General features: G+C 41.7%; 17 protein-coding genes and 1 pseudogene. 14 read left to right on the forward strand and 4 right to left on the reverse strand.

Translation table 11 applies throughout. The features are described from left to right. Window positions 1-56: 56 nt before the first annotated feature. The 3 genes from UH38_RS02035 to UH38_RS02045 are packed head-to-tail and all read left to right on the forward strand — an operon-like array spanning window position 57 to window position 3,798. The gene (locus tag UH38_RS02035) at window positions 57-1,427 is read left to right on the forward strand and encodes an aminopeptidase P family protein (RefSeq protein WP_045052913.1); all 1,371 of its coding nucleotides are present in this window, start codon (window positions 57-59) and stop codon (window positions 1,425-1,427) included. After that, window positions 1,420-3,150 carry an FAD-dependent oxidoreductase gene (locus UH38_RS02040; protein WP_045052914.1) on the forward strand — a complete coding sequence of 577 codons (1,731 nt, stop codon included), beginning with the start codon at window positions 1,420-1,422 and terminating at the stop codon, window positions 3,148-3,150. Before UH38_RS02035 ends, UH38_RS02040 begins: the two co-directional genes overlap by 8 nt. Before the next feature lie 57 nt (window positions 3,151-3,207). After that, a complete protein-coding gene (locus UH38_RS02045) occupies window positions 3,208-3,798 on the forward strand; it encodes a DUF3124 domain-containing protein (RefSeq protein WP_200892238.1) in 591 nt (196 codons plus the stop codon). 36 nt (window positions 3,799-3,834) lie between these two features. Here the strand turns inward: UH38_RS02045 and UH38_RS02050 are convergent, their stop codons facing one another. Further along, the gene (locus tag UH38_RS02050) at window positions 3,835-4,245 is read right to left on the reverse strand and encodes a GFA family protein (protein ID WP_045052916.1); all 411 of its coding nucleotides are present in this window, start codon (window positions 4,243-4,245) and stop codon (window positions 3,835-3,837) included. Window positions 4,246-4,342: 97 nt separating this feature from the next. Beyond that, window positions 4,343-4,552 carry a hypothetical protein gene (locus UH38_RS02055; RefSeq protein ID WP_045052917.1) on the reverse strand — a complete coding sequence of 70 codons (210 nt, stop codon included), beginning with the start codon at window positions 4,550-4,552 and terminating at the stop codon, window positions 4,343-4,345. A gap of 129 nt (window positions 4,553-4,681) precedes the next feature. Here UH38_RS02055 and UH38_RS02060 point away from each other — a divergent pair, with 129 nt between their 5' ends. Both UH38_RS02060 and UH38_RS02065 read left to right on the forward strand, forming a co-directional pair. Continuing rightward, window positions 4,682-4,945, forward strand: coding sequence for an AbrB/MazE/SpoVT family DNA-binding domain-containing protein (locus UH38_RS02060; RefSeq protein ID WP_045052918.1), 264 nt, complete (start codon window positions 4,682-4,684; stop codon window positions 4,943-4,945). Beyond that, a complete protein-coding gene (locus UH38_RS02065) occupies window positions 4,932-5,321 on the forward strand; it encodes a type II toxin-antitoxin system VapC family toxin (RefSeq protein WP_045052919.1) in 390 nt (129 codons plus the stop codon). The genes UH38_RS02060 and UH38_RS02065 overlap by 14 nt, the downstream gene beginning before the upstream one ends. Window positions 5,322-5,650: 329 nt before the next feature. Here the strand turns inward: UH38_RS02065 and UH38_RS24610 are convergent, their stop codons facing one another. Next, entirely contained in the window at window positions 5,651-6,610 is a 960-nt protein-coding gene (locus tag UH38_RS24610) for a HEPN domain-containing protein (protein WP_052672218.1), read from the reverse strand. Window positions 6,611-6,742: 132 nt separating this feature from the next. Between UH38_RS24610 and UH38_RS28040 the strand changes: the two are divergent. Next, window positions 6,743-6,961, forward strand: a pseudogene (locus UH38_RS28040) (TetR/AcrR family transcriptional regulator); the annotation flags it as partial. Between the two features lie 108 nt (window positions 6,962-7,069). Here the strand turns inward: UH38_RS28040 and UH38_RS02080 are convergent. Beyond that, complete coding sequence (locus UH38_RS02080; protein WP_045052920.1) at window positions 7,070-7,681, reverse strand: helix-turn-helix domain-containing protein; 612 nt, start codon at window positions 7,679-7,681, stop codon at window positions 7,070-7,072. A gap of 122 nt (window positions 7,682-7,803) precedes the next feature. On the opposite strand from UH38_RS02080, the gene UH38_RS02085 reads away from it, so the two are divergent. From UH38_RS02085 to UH38_RS02120, 8 genes are read left to right on the forward strand one after another with little or no spacing between them, the layout of a single operon-like run. After that, window positions 7,804-9,045, forward strand: a complete 1,242-nt coding sequence (locus UH38_RS02085) for an FAD-dependent oxidoreductase (RefSeq protein WP_045052921.1) — start codon at window positions 7,804-7,806, stop codon at window positions 9,043-9,045. Between the two features lie 26 nt (window positions 9,046-9,071). Beyond that, window positions 9,072-9,332, forward strand: a complete 261-nt coding sequence (locus tag UH38_RS02090) for a sarcosine oxidase subunit delta (RefSeq protein WP_045053054.1) — start codon at window positions 9,072-9,074, stop codon at window positions 9,330-9,332. Next, entirely contained in the window at window positions 9,329-12,211 is a 2,883-nt protein-coding gene (locus UH38_RS02095; RefSeq protein ID WP_045052922.1) for a 2Fe-2S iron-sulfur cluster-binding protein, read from the forward strand. The genes UH38_RS02090 and UH38_RS02095 overlap by 4 nt, the downstream gene beginning before the upstream one ends. Continuing rightward, on the forward strand, window positions 12,208-12,876 hold the full coding sequence (locus UH38_RS02100) for a methylglutamate dehydrogenase (protein ID WP_045052923.1): 669 nt from the start codon (window positions 12,208-12,210) through the stop codon (window positions 12,874-12,876). The genes UH38_RS02095 and UH38_RS02100 overlap by 4 nt, the downstream gene beginning before the upstream one ends. Window positions 12,877-12,900: 24 nt before the next feature. Continuing rightward, entirely contained in the window at window positions 12,901-14,229 is a 1,329-nt protein-coding gene (gene glnT / locus UH38_RS02105) for a type III glutamate--ammonia ligase (protein WP_045052924.1), read from the forward strand. A gap of 1 nt (window position 14,230) precedes the next feature. Then, window positions 14,231-14,695: a GNAT family N-acetyltransferase gene (locus UH38_RS02110; RefSeq protein ID WP_045052925.1), complete on the forward strand. Its 465-nt coding sequence runs from the start codon at window positions 14,231-14,233 to the stop codon at window positions 14,693-14,695. An 8-nt stretch (window positions 14,696-14,703) separates the two neighbouring features. Beyond that, entirely contained in the window at window positions 14,704-15,600 is an 897-nt protein-coding gene (locus UH38_RS02115; protein ID WP_045052926.1) for a class II glutamine amidotransferase, read from the forward strand. Beyond that, a complete protein-coding gene (locus UH38_RS02120) occupies window positions 15,588-16,337 on the forward strand; it encodes a GltB/FmdC/FwdC-like GXGXG domain-containing protein (RefSeq protein ID WP_045052927.1) in 750 nt (249 codons plus the stop codon). The genes UH38_RS02115 and UH38_RS02120 overlap by 13 nt, the downstream gene beginning before the upstream one ends. Window positions 16,338-16,394 lie beyond the last annotated feature (57 nt).

Below are 16,394 nucleotides of genomic sequence, written 5' to 3' on the forward strand. Positions count from 1 at the left end.
AGCTAAAATCCTAGATTTGAATTTATTGATAAAAACAATAATCACACCAAATATTTATGCACTTTGCTTCTAGTGCTACTTCCTTAGTTGGTACATTACGCGATCGCCGACAAAAGCTTGCTAAATTAGTTAATTTTCCGGTAGTTTTATGGTCGGGAGCGACTATTTCGCGCAATTTTGCCGCTAATACGTTCCCTTTTCGCGCTAGCAGCCATTTTCTCTATTTTGCTGGGCTACCTTTAGAAAATGCAGCGATTCGTTTAGAAGATGGCAAACTACAACTATTTATGGACGATGCGCCCGATAGTAGTACGCTGTGGCATGGAGAAACAGCAAAACGTGAAGAAGTTGCAGAAATTATCGGCGCAGATGTTGCTTACCCCTTGACAGGATTGAAGTTCAATGTATATAAATCGGCAACAATTCCCGTCCAAAATATTGTTACTAGGGAATGGCAGTCTAAGTTATTGCAGCGTAAAGCTAGTTTAGAAGGAATTGACTTTAAGTTAGCAAAAGCGATCGCACAATTGCGACTAACTCATGACGACGCGGCTATAGAAGAATTAAAAAAAGCTGCCGCTGTTACTGTCAAAGCACATAAAGCAGGTATGACAGCAACTAAAAATGCTAAATCTGAGGCAGAAGTCCGCGCGGCGATGGAGCAAGTAATAATAGCTAATAACATGAGTTGCGCTTACTCTAGCATTGTCACCGTACGCGGCGAAGTTCTCCACAATAACCACTATGACAACTTATTGCAGCCAGGCGACTTATTATTAGCAGATGTTGGCGCTGAGACTAGCACAGGTTGGGCGGCGGATGTTACCCGTACTTGGGCTGTTTCTGGTAAATTTTCCTCAACGCAGCAAGATATCTACGATGTAGTGTTAGCAGCGCATGATGCTTGTATTGCTAAAATTTGTCCTAGTGTCGAATATCAAGATATACATTTACTTGCAGCTACGATAATTGCTCAGGGATTGGTAGATTTGGGTATTTTGCGGGGAATACCTGAAGATTTAGTAGCAATGGACGCTCACGCACTGTTTTTCCCTCATGGAGTCGGACATTTATTAGGCTTAGATGTTCACGATATGGAAGATTTGGGAGATATAGCAGGATATGAAGAAGGGAGAACAAGAAGCGATCGCTTTGGGTTATGCTATTTGCGGTTAAATCGCCCTTTACGGGCAAAAATGCTAGTTACAATTGAACCTGGTTTCTACCAAGTACCAGCAGTTTTAAACAATCCAGATACTCGCGCTAAATACCAAGATGTCGTTAAATGGGAACAATTGGCTAAATTTGCTGACGTACGCGGGATTCGGATTGAGGATGATGTGTTAGTAACGGAAAATGGTAGCGAAGTATTGACAGAGGCGTTACCGACAAGTGAGGATGCGATCGCGAATTTAGTTAATGAATGAAATAATCAACTGCGATATTTTAGTAGTAGGCGGCGGTACAGGCGGTACAGCCGCAGCTATCTGTGCAGCAAGGGCGGGTGCTAAAACTATTCTTGTTAGCGAATTTCCCTGGCTAGGGGGAATGTTAACCTCAGCAGGCGTAGCTGCACCCGATGGTAACGAACTACAAGCATTTCAAACTGGCTTATGGGGTACATACATACAAGAATTACAACGCAGACAAGCAGGCGGATTAGATAATAGTTGGGTAAGTTTTTTTAGCTACGATCCGCGTGTAGGTGCAGAAATATTTGCTAATTGGGTGCAAGAATTACCAAACCTAGATTGGATTGCCAATAAAGTACCCTTAGAAGTTATTAAAAAGAGTAATAGAATTACTGGGGTAAGATTTGCCGATTTTACAGTTACAGCCAAAATTACCTTAGATGGCACAGAATTAGGCGATTTACTAGCTTTAGCGGAAATTCCTTATCGTTGGGGTTGGGAATTACAAGCCCAATGGGGAGAACCTAGCGCACCTATCGCTGCTAACGAACTAACAAATAAATATCCAGTGCAAGCGCCTACCTGGGTAGTAATTATGCAGGATTTTGGCGAAGATGCCCTAGAAATTCCTGCACCACCTAACTATAACCCAGCAAAATTTACTGGTGCTTGGGAAGGCTATGGGCAAAAAGAATTTCTGAACTACGGGCGTTTGCCAGAAAATATATTTATGATTAATTGGCCCCAGCGTGGTAATGATTATGCTGAGGGTGTAGAACGTTTAATTTCCTCTGATAGTACCAAACGAGAGTTTTTGCAAGAAAGCTTGTGGCATAGCCAAGGTTTTGCTCGTTATATTCAAACTAATTGCGATCGCAAGTATGGATTAGCAACTAATATCTTTCCATATAGAAAAGATTGTCTTGGTGGTGGTGCATATGCTTTGCATCCTTACTACCGCGAAAGCCGTCGCTTAGTAGGTTTAACTACTGTGCGAGAACAAGATATTTTGCCCGTACCTGGGGGAAAAGTTGCCCCGTTGCAGCCAGAAACAGTAGCAATAGGAAATTATGCTAACGATCACCATTACCCAGGCGTAGATTTTCCCCTTCAACCTAAATCTATCCGTTGGGGCGGACGTTGGACGGGTACGCCCTTTACTATTCCTTATAGTTGCTTAGTTCCGGTAGAGACTGATGGTTTATTGGTATGCGAGAAAAATATCTCTGGTTCTCACATTGCCAATGGTGCAACTAGGCTGCAACCTATAGTTATGAATATAGGGCAAGCTGCAGGTATGGCAGCAGCACTATGTATAGAATTGGGATGTCAACCGCGAGAATTATCTATAAGCAAGCTACAAAAAGCTTTGTTACAAAGTAAAACTCCTGCTGCGATTGTTCCATTGTTTAACTTGTCTCCTAATAATCCTGATTGGTTGTACTGGCAGCAATATTATCTAGAATATCCAGAAGCTTATCCAGCAAGCGGTAATTGCCCTAATCCTCAAAAGGTTTCCTCACTATCAAATCCTACTTCTCGCCTCTTCCAAGGCACTTTTCACCACCTTGGAGAACAAGATTACACGCTTACCTTAGATGATTCTTGGCAATTGGTGACATTGCGATCGCACATAGACGAGCAGTTACAAAAATGCATCAATAACCAGCATCTCACCTTTAGGGGAACTCTTAATTGCTCAGGTAAGTGGTTATTAGTTGAGGAAATTGAGAGTTGATTATATGGAGCGATCGCCAAACTGCTACAGTAGTTGTGGAGAGTGGGAAGTAGGTGATTGGTTTTAAGCAGAACTAAAGTAGTAATGCGGTGTTTGGCGATCGCTAGCGTAATATGTATTATGCTCCTATCTGGTTGCAACAATACCAGCAGCAATAATCCCTCTCCAGCCACAACTTCAGAAGTTCAACCTTTGACGCGGATTGCTCAAGGCGATCGCGGTGTATCTGTAGCACCCGAACCAATTACCATCAGTAGAGGACAAGTAATATTTGTACCTGTTTACTCTCACATCTATCATGGCAACAAACAAGAGCAATTTCCTTTAGCCGTAACTCTAAGCATTCGCAACACCAGTTTGACTGAACCTATTACAGTTCGATCTGTACGCTACTACAGTTCTGGCGGAAAATTAGTCAAAGAGTACGCCAATAAAAACTTGCAACTTGCAGCACTAGCAACTACAGAATTTTTCATTCCTCAACAAGACTCAAGTGGAGGTTCAGGAGCGAGTTTTATTGTTGAGTGGGTTACAGACAGACAAAATGTCACCGAACCAATTACAGAGGCAGTAATGATTAGCACGAGCTTTCAACAAGGAGTATCGTTTACTAGCTACGGGCGGGTCATTCAAGAGATTAAATCTTGATGAGATGCGATCGCGTGCAGCGATGTGTTAGCCGCTTCAAGTATTCTCAATCGATGCAAATTTGGCAAATATTTCTGCTTCTGTCAGATTTGAGGTTTGATTGGCAAATTCATAGTAACTAGGTTTTCTGTCTATGAAGATTTGCTCGGTAAACTCAAACTCAATTCCATCTTGAAAAAGACCTACTGGGACAAAATATTCGTTAGTAGGCAATAACTTGTAGTAAATGTGCGTACCGCATTCACCGCAGAAAGCTCTTTGCGCCCAATCGGAGGACTGATACACTTTGAGTTTATCATCGCCATCTACCTGCACATTTGAGCCGCAAGAAACACCTAATGCTGGTCCACCTCCCCACCGCCGACACATCCCGCAATGACAGGCATCTATGCTCTTTTTGTCTGGCGTTCTTACAGTTATTGCACCGCAAAGACACTTACCTTCCATTGGTATCTCCTGTATAGCTAGCGATCGCTGTCTAATTTTTGCACATTAAAGACCAGCCGCCGCAGATAACCTCTTGAGTGTCGGCTTCAAGCCAATATTAAACTGATACAGACTTCGCAATCTTGGCAAGCAATCGCAATGCTTCATTAACGGATGCGGAGTCTCGAAAGATTTCTGCTACATCTGGATCGAGAACTACAACGTTACTAGATTGCGTATAGGCTTCATAATATTTGCCACGAACTCCGCCTGAAAAATCGTATTCAGGTCTTATCTCGTCATTAATTGCTTTAGGTTCCTGATTCATATTTTCTTCTCTCCTATCGCGTATTGCTATCCGTTGGCAAGGTTTTCAGTTTGGCGATCGCTGCAAGCACTTTCAAGACGCTAGTGCTAAAATTCTTACATATGTCTTACTTTTTAGACGCAGAATCTAATGGAAGTAACTAAGTTATCGAGTAAAGGACAAGTTATTATTCCCAAAGCCTTACGTGCTGCTCGTAACTGGGAAGCAGGTCAAGAACTTATTGCTATTGATGTTGGTGATGGTATTCTGCTAAAACCCAAAAAGCATTTTCCAGAGACTACATTAGCGCAGGTTGCAGGTTGCTTGAAACATCAAGGAAAGCCGAAAAGCTTACATGACATAGAAAATGCGATTCGCCAGGGAGTAATGGAACAGTGGCATGATTGCAGTTGATACAAACATTGTTGTACGTCTCTTAACTCAAGATGATGAACAGCAACACAATAAAAGCCTCAAGTTATTTCAGGAACAAGACATATTTATTCCAGATACAGTAATCCTCGAAACCGAGTGGGTTCTACGTTTTGCATACCATTTCAAACCCGATAAAATTTGCGAAGCATTTAAAAATCTATTCGGTTTACCTAATGTCCAGCTTACGAACGGAAATTTAATGGCACAAGTTCTGCAATGGCATGAAAATGGGTTGGATTTTGCTGATGCACTTCATTTAGCACAAAGCCAAAACTGTTCCGCAATCTACACCTTTGATACTAAGTTTGTTAACAATGCTAAAGAATTAACGCAATGTGTGGTTCAGCAACCCTAAGATATCTCTAAGTAATTGGTATTGTGGAAAATGCGATCGCTTTAAAACACAGCATAAGCGATCGCTAATAGATAAGCTTGCACCTTTGCTCTCCTTTCTGGTGCAATAAATTTTAGGTGTTTAGTGGTAACAGTTGTACAAATCCCTCTTGCTCAAAGTGAAAAGGGGTGGTTAATGCCTCAGCAAGACCGCGCTGGCGTATTAAAGCAAAGCTGACTGAATCATACAACGAATAAGTATTGTCTTGCCGATTTACTAAAATCTGCATCGCTCGTTGATGAAGTTGCTCATCTTCGATATTGGAGCCGGATATGATTAATCCCGTAAACTCAGGTGTTGAGGATCAACTTATGGAAATAAGTTTCAACCCCTTCATTGTGAGAATCAAATACTCTTAACAACTGTTCCTGAGAAAATAAAGTATTTATAATTTCACGCAGATGTTGATCGCAAGTCCTACTAATTAAAGGTAATTCTTCTATCTGCTTTGCACTAAGCGTGTCACCATGCGTTAGTTTTGAACGTACAGTGTAGGCTTTTTTAATATTACTGAAGACTTTTTCTTTGCTATGTCCTTGAGCACCTAGAAAAAAAGCGACTCTCTCTGATAGCTTGTGAGCCAACTCAGCCGAATCTGTTGTAAAAAGAGTTTCAAGAGCGCTGCAATAATGAGTAATTCTAAAGGCTAAATTTGGAGAATTTCTTGCAGCAGCAATAAACTTTAGGGCTCTACCAGTGCGACTAAATCCCTTTTCCATCATAAAACTTATACTTGAGGATTGCTTTGTATGGAGATATGACTCAATCTGGTCATTCTTAATACCCCAAGCCTTTAGTTCATCAATAGACATCAATATTTCTTCAGAGTAAGTACCGTCGGAGAAAGCAGGTCTAGCAGCTAGATAATTGCTAAATAGCTGCGAATGTGATTCATTATAGTTAACTTGTAAAAACGCAGCATCACATTCCATCGCATGATCCTTAATCAGCCAAGCATTTCTGAAAAGTGCTTCAATCCACCAAATTATCGCCAATAATAACACTTCGGGATGGTCTTCCATGTCTTTTAGAGTATCATTATCATACTCACCAAAAACAATATTTGGTGCATTAAGCAGATAGTCAAATTCTAGAAAACCTATTGCTTGAGCAAGCTTTGGGGTCAGCAATTTTTTAAATATACTCTTGTTATTTGTAATATTAATTCCTGTTATTATTTCTATATATTCATCTATCTGTTCAGTAATCTTTAAGTGTCTAAAGGAGGTGATCAATAAAGCTTGATTCATTAGTAGTGTGGTTATTGAGTAAACGCAACTCATCTAGTTTAAATTGAATACTAACTTGCAAACGAATGATAAAAGTGATGAAAGCATGACCCAAGAAGCTATCAACTTTATGGCAAGGATTTCAAGCAACGTAACTTAAACATGAGTGCAGCAAAATTTAGTCTCTTAGCCAAAGTGTGTGTTCACAGTGGCAATACTGTTGTTTCGCCAGCACTTCGCAACCCTGGCATTGAGAATCGTCAACAGTTAATGCAGCAAACTAAGGATTTATTAGTTTCATATTCGGAGCTATATATAGGTAATCGCATATCCGATAATGTAATGAAATGCCACCATTGTCACTCACAGTAGTTATCTAGAATGGCTATCGATGTGGGAAGCAATGCTACCGTTGTAAGGATTGTAGTAAACATTTTGTAGAAAAATCCAAGAGTATAATACAGGTTTGGGTTTCCAGAATTAGCTTTCAACGGGTGGCGCAGCATAATAAATAATCGCTAAAAACACTATCGGTAATTCAATCAACTTTTCAGGACCATGAGGAATATCACCCCGAAACGTCAGCGCGTCTCCTGGTTCTAATAAATATGTAGATTGTCCGTGACGATATTCAATTTTGCCTTGCAGCATATAAATAAACTCTACCCCTGGATGCTCAAAGGTAGGAAAAGCCTCGGAAGCATCGTCCATTGCAATTAAAAATGGTTCAAATAACTTAGTAGAACCGCGATCGTAAGCTAATAGATGGTAGGTATGACCTCTCTTAGTTCCCCGCCGCACCACTTCCATTCCTTCCCCGCTTTTAACCAGTTGCGCGTCACCTTCAGGCATATTGTAGTTGCGAAATAAAGTTGACAGCGATACGCCTAACGCGCTAGCTAGCTTGGCTAAAGTGTCTAAACTGGTTGCAGTTTGAGCATTTTCAATCTTTGACAGCATCCCGCGCGAAATATTGGTGCGATCGCAAACTTCAGCGATCGTCAATCCATGCTTCTGCCGCAGTTCGCGGATAGTATTACCGATATAGCGTTCTAGGGAATTATCGGTATTATTTGCCGCCGCTTCTACCATGTATCTAACCTTCTCCTGCAATTATTTTGCATCTTATCAAGAAATTTTGTTGACATATAAGAATTAAAAGTGCATGATGTTCAATAAAGTTTCCTATCGTGAATTTTTAGGCTGCGCGTCCTATGCCCTTACGCTTACTAAAATTTGGGCTGAACAAGAAGTATCCAGAACCGAGGATGTTTCGCCAACGCGATCGCCTCAAATCGAGTTACGATGCAGTAATTATTGGTGGTGGCGGACACGGATTAGCCGCAGCTTATTATCTAGCACGAGATTATGGTTTAACTAACGTCGCCGTTCTCGAAAAAGGCTACATCGGTGGTGGTAATACAGGACGCAATACCACTATCATTCGTTCTAACTATCTCACGCCGGAAGGAGTGAAGTTTTACGACGAGTCGGTGAGATTATGGCAAGATTTATCTCAGGAATTTGACTTAAATCTGTTTTACTCAACGCGCGGACACTTTACACTAGCGCATACAGACGCATCAGTAAGAACAATGCGCCATCGGGCAGAAGTAAATAAGCATTTTGGTATTGATAGCGAGTTAGTTAGCCCTCAAGAAGTGCAAAAAGCTTGCCCGTATATGGATGTAAACTGTGGTGGGAATGTCCCAGTTTTAGGCGCGTTGTATCACGCACCAGGTAGTATTGCGCGTCACGATGCAGTTGCTTGGGGTTACGGACGCGGTGCAGATTTGCGTGGGGTAGAAATTCATCAACAAACAGAAGTATTAGGAGTTGAGGTAACTGGTGGCAAAGTTACGGGAGTTAAGACATCACGCGGTCATATTTCCACGCCCAAAGTATTGTGTGCTGTTGCCGGATCTACACCCCGAATATTGCAAATGGTGGAATTGCGATCGCCTATTTACATTCACCCGTTGCAGGCTATGGTCAGCGAACCGATGAAACCTTGGTTAGATCCAATAATTGTCTCTGGTAGCTTGCACGTTTATGTCAGTCAAACAGCTAGAGGTGAATTGGTTATGGGTGCATCTTTAGATCCCTACGAATTGCACTCAACTCGCTCTACTTTTGATTTTACTGAAAGTCTTGCCGCTCATATGTTGGAACTATTTCCCATGCTTTCTCATGTCAAAGTAGTAAGGCAATGGGCGGGAATGGCAGATATGACACCGGACTTTGCGCCAATTATGGGGAAAACACAAGTTGAGGGATTTTATTTAGATGCAGGGTGGGGAACTTGGGGATTTAAGGCAACTCCAGTATGCGGTAAAACTATGGCTTATACAGTAGCAAGCGATCGCAACCATGACTTAATTAAAGACTTTTCTCTATCTCGGTTTATTAACCATGCTTTAGTTGGTGAAAAAGGAGCGGCTTCAGTAGGACATTGAAAACAGTGACCAGTGACCAGTTGAGAATGAAAGTTGTTAATTGCCCGATTAATGGTGCTAGACCTGTTTCTGAGTTTATTTGTGGTGGTGAGGTGCGTTCGATGCCAGATCCGCAGATAACTGATGATGACTCTTGGGCTGATTATGTATTTAATCGTAATGGACAAGCGGGGATAAAGAAAGAGTGGTGGTGTCATACGCCTAGTAATACATGGTTTATTTGCGATCGCAATACTCAAACAGATGAAATCATACGTACTTATCTATTTCAGGAGGCGGGTATATGAATAAGCGACTGTCTCCTGTGGTTGGTGAATGGATAAATCGCACGCAACCGATTGATTTTATCTTTGAAGGTAAACGTTATTGGGGCTATGAGGGAGACACTATCAGTAGCGCTTTGTGGGCATCTGGGCAACGTATTCTTGGACGCAGTTTTAAATACCATCGTCCGAGAGGAATTTTGAGTTTTGCAGATCGTGATATCAATGCTTTGATGCAAGATGGGCAAAAACTTAACATCAGGGCAGATGTTACGCCTCTAACGCCAGGAATGCAGCTAGAAGCAGTAAATACGTTTGGTGGTGTTGAAAGCGATAAGGCTAGCGTTATCAATTTCTTCTCGCCTTTTCTCCCTGTAGGCTTTTATTACAAAGCTTTTCACAATAAAAGATTGTTTCCTTTTTGGGAACGTACTATCCGTAAAATTAGCGGTTTAGGGAAAGTAGATCCACTTGCGCCTCACATCCGTACTCCAAAACGCTATGACTTTTGCGATGTATTAATCATAGGTGCGGGTGCTTCAGGCTTAACAGCAGCATTAGCCGCCGCAGAATCGGGCGCAGATGTAGTAATTGTTGATGAGAGTGCTGAAACTGGTGGTTCAGCTAGATATCAGCTTGTAGAGGGCTTATTAAAAGCTGTAGAATATCATCCTCAAATAAGAGTTTATACAGGAACTCAGGCAGCAGGTTATTATGCTGATAACTGGATACCTTTAGTTAATAGCAATTATTTGTCTAAAATGCGGGCGAAAACAGTAATTGCAGCAACAGGTGCTTACGAACAACCTGCTGTATTTCGCAATAACGATCTGCCTGGTGTAATGCTAGCATCCGCCGCCCAAAGACTCATTTATCGCTACGCTGTTAAACCTATGCAACGGGCTGTTGTTTTGGTAGCTAATAAAGATGGCTATCAGGCGGCTTTAGATTTGGCAGATAATGGCGTAACGGTGATGGCAGTTGTGGATTTAAGAAAAGATCCGCCTGTAAATGAGTTGATGCAGAAAGTGCGATCGCTTTCTATCCCCATCTACTCCGGTTACTACATCTACGAAGCAAAACCAAATCCTGGTGGTGATGGAGTTGCAAGTGCTGTAATTTCTTCTATTGATAATCAAGGAATAACTGAAAAAATTGCCTGCGATGGCATTGTTATGAGTGTAGGTTGGGCTGGTGCGGCTAACTTGCTGTATCAAGCAGGAACTAAAATGCGCTTTGATGACTTTTTGCAGCAATTTGTGCCGGAAATATTACCCTCTGGCATCTATGCTTGCGGACGGGTAAATGGGGTATTTGATTTTGACCAAAAACTACTTGACGGTCGCCGCGCAGGGCTAGAAGCGGCTAAATTTCTGGGCTTAGGGGATGAAAAAGTAGATATAGCGATCGCTCCAGAAAATGAGTCTCCAACTTGCGAATGGGCAATCTTTCCGCATCCAGATGGTAAAGAGTTTGTAGACTTTGATGAGGATTTGCAATACAAAGACTTTATCAATGCGATCGCTGAAGGTTTTGACAATATTGAATTATTAAAGCGCTACACAACAGTAGGGATGGGACCTAGTCAAGGTAAACATTCTAATATGAATGCCCTGCGTATCTTGGCAAAAGTTACAGGCAAATCTCCAGGTGAAGTTGGTACAACTACAGCCCGTCCATTTTTTCATCCTGTACCGATGTCGCATTTAGCAGGTAGAGGTTTTACTCCCTTTAGGCAAACTCCTCTACATAGCCGTCATGTTGCATTAGGCGCTAAGTTTATGCAGGCGGGAATGTGGCAACGACCAGAGTATTATATGCAGTTAGGGAAGAGTAAACAAGAGTGTGTTGAAGATGAAGTTATAGCAGTACGCGATCGCATTGGCATCATAGATGTTGGCACTTTAGGCAAAATAGAGATTCGCGGCGCAGATGCGGCAGAGTTTTTAGAGCGAGTCTACACTGGACGCTACAGTAATATGAAAGTTGGTACTACTCGCTACGCGCTGATGTTAGATGAGTCGGGGGTAATTGTTGACGATGGTGTAATTGCTAAAGTTGAAACCGAGCATTTTTACTTTACAACTACAACTGGTGGCGCAACCAATATTTACCGCGAACTATCTCGTTTACTGACAATGTGGCAATTAGATTGCGGTATTGTTAATTTAACTGGGGCGCGATCGGCTGTTAATTTAGCGGGGCGTTATGCGCGGGAAGTTTTAGCTAAATTAACAGATCTCGATCTTTCTAGTACAGCCTTTCCTTATCTTGCAGTGCGTGAGGCAGAAGTTGCAAACATTCCTGCTTTATTAATGCGTGTAGGTTTTGTTGGCGAGTGGGGTTATGAAATTCACATTGCTGCTGAATACGCTGCAACACTTTGGGATGCGTTGATAGAAGCTGGAAAAGACGATCGAATTGCTGCCTTTGGAGTAGAAGCACAACGAGTATTACGACTAGAAAAAGGGCATTTAATTGTTAGCCAAGATACTGATGGTTTAACAACACCTAGAGACGCAAATCTAGAGTGGGCGGTGAAGATGGATAAACCCTTTTTTACTGGGCAGCGTAGCTTACAAATTGTAGCTAAACGCGAAGTAAAACAAAAGCTTGTAGGTTTCATGTTGGATGCAGATATTGTTACTCCTCCACAAGAATGTCATTTAGTTATAGATCGCACTGAAATTGCTGGGCGCGTTACTAGCATTGCTTTTAGTCCAACATTGCAACGTTACATCGGACTTGCTTCCATTACACCAGAACTAATGACCAAAGGAAAATTTGCAATAAGGTTAAGCGATCGCTCTTTTATCTCTGCAACTATTTGTCCTACACCATTCTACGATCCCGACAACACGCGCCAAAAAGAAGTAATCCAACGTCAGGAGGTGAATGTATGAACTTTCCTGCGCGTAATAGCCTAATTCAAGATTATTTGCAGCAATTAGGCGGAAATTGGCAGAAAATCAATGAAATGCAATGTCTTTACTCTTTGCCTAACGATGAAGTAAATGCAGCACGTTTAGGAATTGCCGATTTATCTTATTTAACTCGATTTGGCGTTAAAGGTGCAGGTGCAGCCGCTTGGTTATCTACCCAATCTATACCTATACCCGATCGCTCGAATAGTTGGTATCCGCTTGCAGAAACAGGAATTATTGCCCGTTTGGGGATGAATGAATTTCTAATTGAAAGTACGATCGCACCACAATTAACAAAAGCTTGTAAGTCTCCTCCAGATAAGGTTTATCCAGTATTGCGTCAAGATTTAGCGATCGCATTAATAGGCACGCAAGTAAACGAACTACTATTACAAATTTGTAGCTTTAACTTCCAGGCGATATCAATTGCAGAACGTCCCGTAATTTTAACCTCAATGGTAGGAGTAAGCGTAACAGTAATACCAGGCGATCGCAACGGACTACCTTTTTACCGGATTTGGTGCGATGGCACATTTGGAGTGTATTTATGGCAGACATTATCAGCAATTGCCATTGAATTAGGAGGCGGCGTAATCGGTGTAGAGACGTTGCACTGCAACGTCTCACCTCCCCGCAACGTCTAATGTCTATAACAGGAGAATAATTAAATGACACCAGAACAAGCCAAGCAATTTTTAGCCGAACACCAAATCAAGTTTGTACTGGCGCAATTTGTAGACATTCACGGCGCAGCTAAAACCAAAGCAGTACCAGCAAATCATTTTGACGACATCCTCAATCCAGGCGCAGGTTTTGCAGGTTTTGCAGTATGGGGATTGGGAATGCAGCCAAATAGCCCTGATTTTATGGCTGTAGGCGATCCGGCTACCTTATCTTTAGTCCCTTGGATGCCTGGATTTGCTCGTGTTGTCTGCGTTGGTAATGTCTTAGGACAACCTTACCCTTATGATGCTCGATTTATCTTAATGCAACAGTTAGAAAGACTGGGGCAAAAAGGTTGGACTTTATACACCGGATTAGAGCCAGAATTTTCCTTACTTTACCAAGATAAACGCGGCAACATTTACCCATGCGATCGCACTGACACTTTAGATAAACCTTGTTACGACTACAAAGGACTATCTCGCAGTCGGAATTTTATTGAAAAATTAGTAGAAAGCTTGCAGGCTGCTGAGTTTGACATTTATCAGATCGATCATGAAGATGCTAACGGGCAGTTTGAGATTAATTATACATATACAGATTGTTTGACATCGTGCGATCGCTACATCTTCTTTAAAATGGCAGCATCAGAAATAGCGAAAACAATGGGTTTAGTTTGTTCGTTTATGCCTAAACCTTTTGCCAATCGTTCTGGTAACGGGATGCATATGCATATATCTATTTCTGATGGCAAAACTAATTTATTTGCTGACGATGGTGATGTACGCAGATTAAGACTATCAAAACTTGCATATCATTTTTTAGGTGGATTGTTAGCCCACGCCCCAGCCTTAACAGCAATCTGCGCTCCGACAATTAATTCTTACAAGCGGCTAGTAGTGGGTAGAAGTCTTAGCGGTGCAACTTGGGCTCCTGCTTATGTTACTTATGGAGATAACAACCGTTCTAGTATGGTAAGAGTACCAGGAGGAAGATTGGAATTGCGGCTTGCAGATGGTTCTTGCAATCCTTATTTAGCAACTGCTGTTACAATTGCTGCTGGTTTAGATGGGATTGAAAAAGAGTTAGAACCTGGCGAACCTTATAACACTAACTTGTATGACTTTTCTCATCGCGAACTCAAAGATAAAGGCATTCAAACATTACCCCAAAGTTTGCAAGAAGCTGTAAATGCTTTAGAAGCTGACGAAGTAATTACAGACGCTTTAGGAGTGCTAGCAGAAGAATTTATTAGCCTCAAGCGAATGGAATGGGTGGAATATATGCGCCATGTTTCAGATTGGGAAGTGAAAAAGTATTTGGAATTTTTCTAAAATGATAGAGCAAATAGCGATCGCTCCTGAAAACCCAACTTCCTTAGCTGTACGTGAATTAATAGCAGAACTTGACTGCTATTTAGAATCTCTATATCCGCCAGAAAGCCGTTTCGGGTTAAGCATTACCCAATTGCAAGATGAATCTGTTACTTTATTTGTTGCCAAAGTTGATAATAAACCAGTCGGCTGCGGTGCTATCCAAATACAAGCACCTGGTTATGCAGAAGTTAAGCGGATGTACGTGCGCCCAGAAATGCGGGGAAAAGGAATTGGTAAACGGATAGTCAACCAAATAGAAGCTTTTGCGGGGCAAGCTAACACTCACACTTTACGTTTAGAGACTGGTGTTTATCAACTAGCAGCTATTAATCTTTATCAAAAACTTGGATACTATCAAATTTCTCCTTTTAATGACTACAAGCTAGATCCTTTGTGTTTGTTCTTTGAAAAGAAACTGAGTTAGAACTTATTATGTGTGGAATTGTCGGATTATTAGTTAAAAACCCTCAATTACGGGAAAATTTAGGCGAATTAATGGTTCCGATGTTGATTGGCATGAGCGATCGCGGTTCGGATTCAGCAGGGCTTGCAGTATTTACAGAACCATTATTAAATGGCGATCGCAAATATAGTTTGTATTCTGGAACTAAGTTCGATTGGCAAGGATTAGCCCAAGCTTATCATGCTCATTTTGGAATTGAGTCTAATTTAAGTGTACCAGTAGGCGATCGCTCTGTACTAATTTCCAATCTTGCTCCAGATCCAGTCAAGTCGTGGTTAAAACAACATTACCCGCAATTACATATACTTTCAACTGGTCGCACAATTGACCTATACAAAGATATTGGCAAACCTGCAGATGTAGCCCACCGTTACAACTTCCAGTCTCTCAAAGGTTCGCATTTAGTCGGACATACGCGAATGGCAACAGAATCAGCCGTTACGCCAGATCGCGCCCATCCTTTTACAGCTGGAGAAGACTTTTGTTTAGTACACAACGGATCTCTATCCAATCCTTATGAGATTCGTCGCAAACTCGAACCGCGTGGAATTAAGTTTGAGACAGATAACGATACAGAAGCAGCTTGTCGGTTTTTAGAATGGCGGATGCAGGAAGGAGACGACTTAGAAGCAGCTATTAAAAGAGGGTTTGAAGAGTTAGACGGATTTTATACATTTTTGATGGGTACGGCAGATAAACTTGCCTTAGTACGCGATGCATTTGGGTGTAAACCTGCGGTTGTAGCGGAGACAGATGAATATGTTGCGATCGCATCTGAATTTCGTTCGCTTGCACATTTACCCGATGTCAAACACGCCCATATTTACGAACCCGTACCAGAGGAGATGTATGTATGGAAGATATAATTTTCGATCTAGCGCAGACATCTGTGCGGGAAATCAATCAATATTTACATCACAATCTAGCATTAACGCACAACAATGTTGACGACGTAGAGACGTTGCAGTGCAACGTCTCTACAGATATCGCCAACATTGCAACAAACATCAAAATTATCAATCCAGATGGCGCACACAATCTTGCAGTAGGTTTAAACGCACCTGTAGACGTGGAAATTATCGGACATACAGGCTATTACGCTGCCAGCATGAACAAACTAGCCAACGTAACTATAACAGGCAATGCAGGGGCAGGAGTTGCCGAAAACATGATGTCAGGGCGAGTTCATGTCAAAGGTTTTGCTTCTGTCTCTGCTGGGGCTTCAGCGCATGGCGGCATACTAATTATCGATGGTAATGCAGGCTTACGCTGCGGTATTTCCTTAAAAGGTGCAGATATCGTTGTTAGTGGTAACGTAGGAAGTTTTTCAGCCTTCATGGCGCAAGCAGGAAGAATCGTAATTTGTGGCGATGCAGGAGAAGCATTAGGCGATTCGCTATATGAAACAGTAATTTACGTCAGAGGTAATATCAAATCTTTAGGCGCAGATGCTCAAATTGAACCAATGTCAGAAGCAGATTATCAAGCTGTAGGGGAATTACTCGATAAAGCAGGTTTTTCCTATAAACCCAAAGAGTTTAAACGAGTAGCATCAGCAAAGCAGCTATATCACTGGAATGCAGACGCACAGCAAGAATATTAAATTTTCATCTGCGTTTATCTGCGTGCATCTGCGTTCGTTATTAATTCGCTCAAACTG

This window comes from Aliterella atlantica CENA595 (assembly GCF_000952155.1).
Taxonomy (GTDB): Bacteria; Cyanobacteriota; Cyanobacteriia; order Cyanobacteriales; family Chroococcidiopsidaceae; genus Aliterella; species Aliterella atlantica.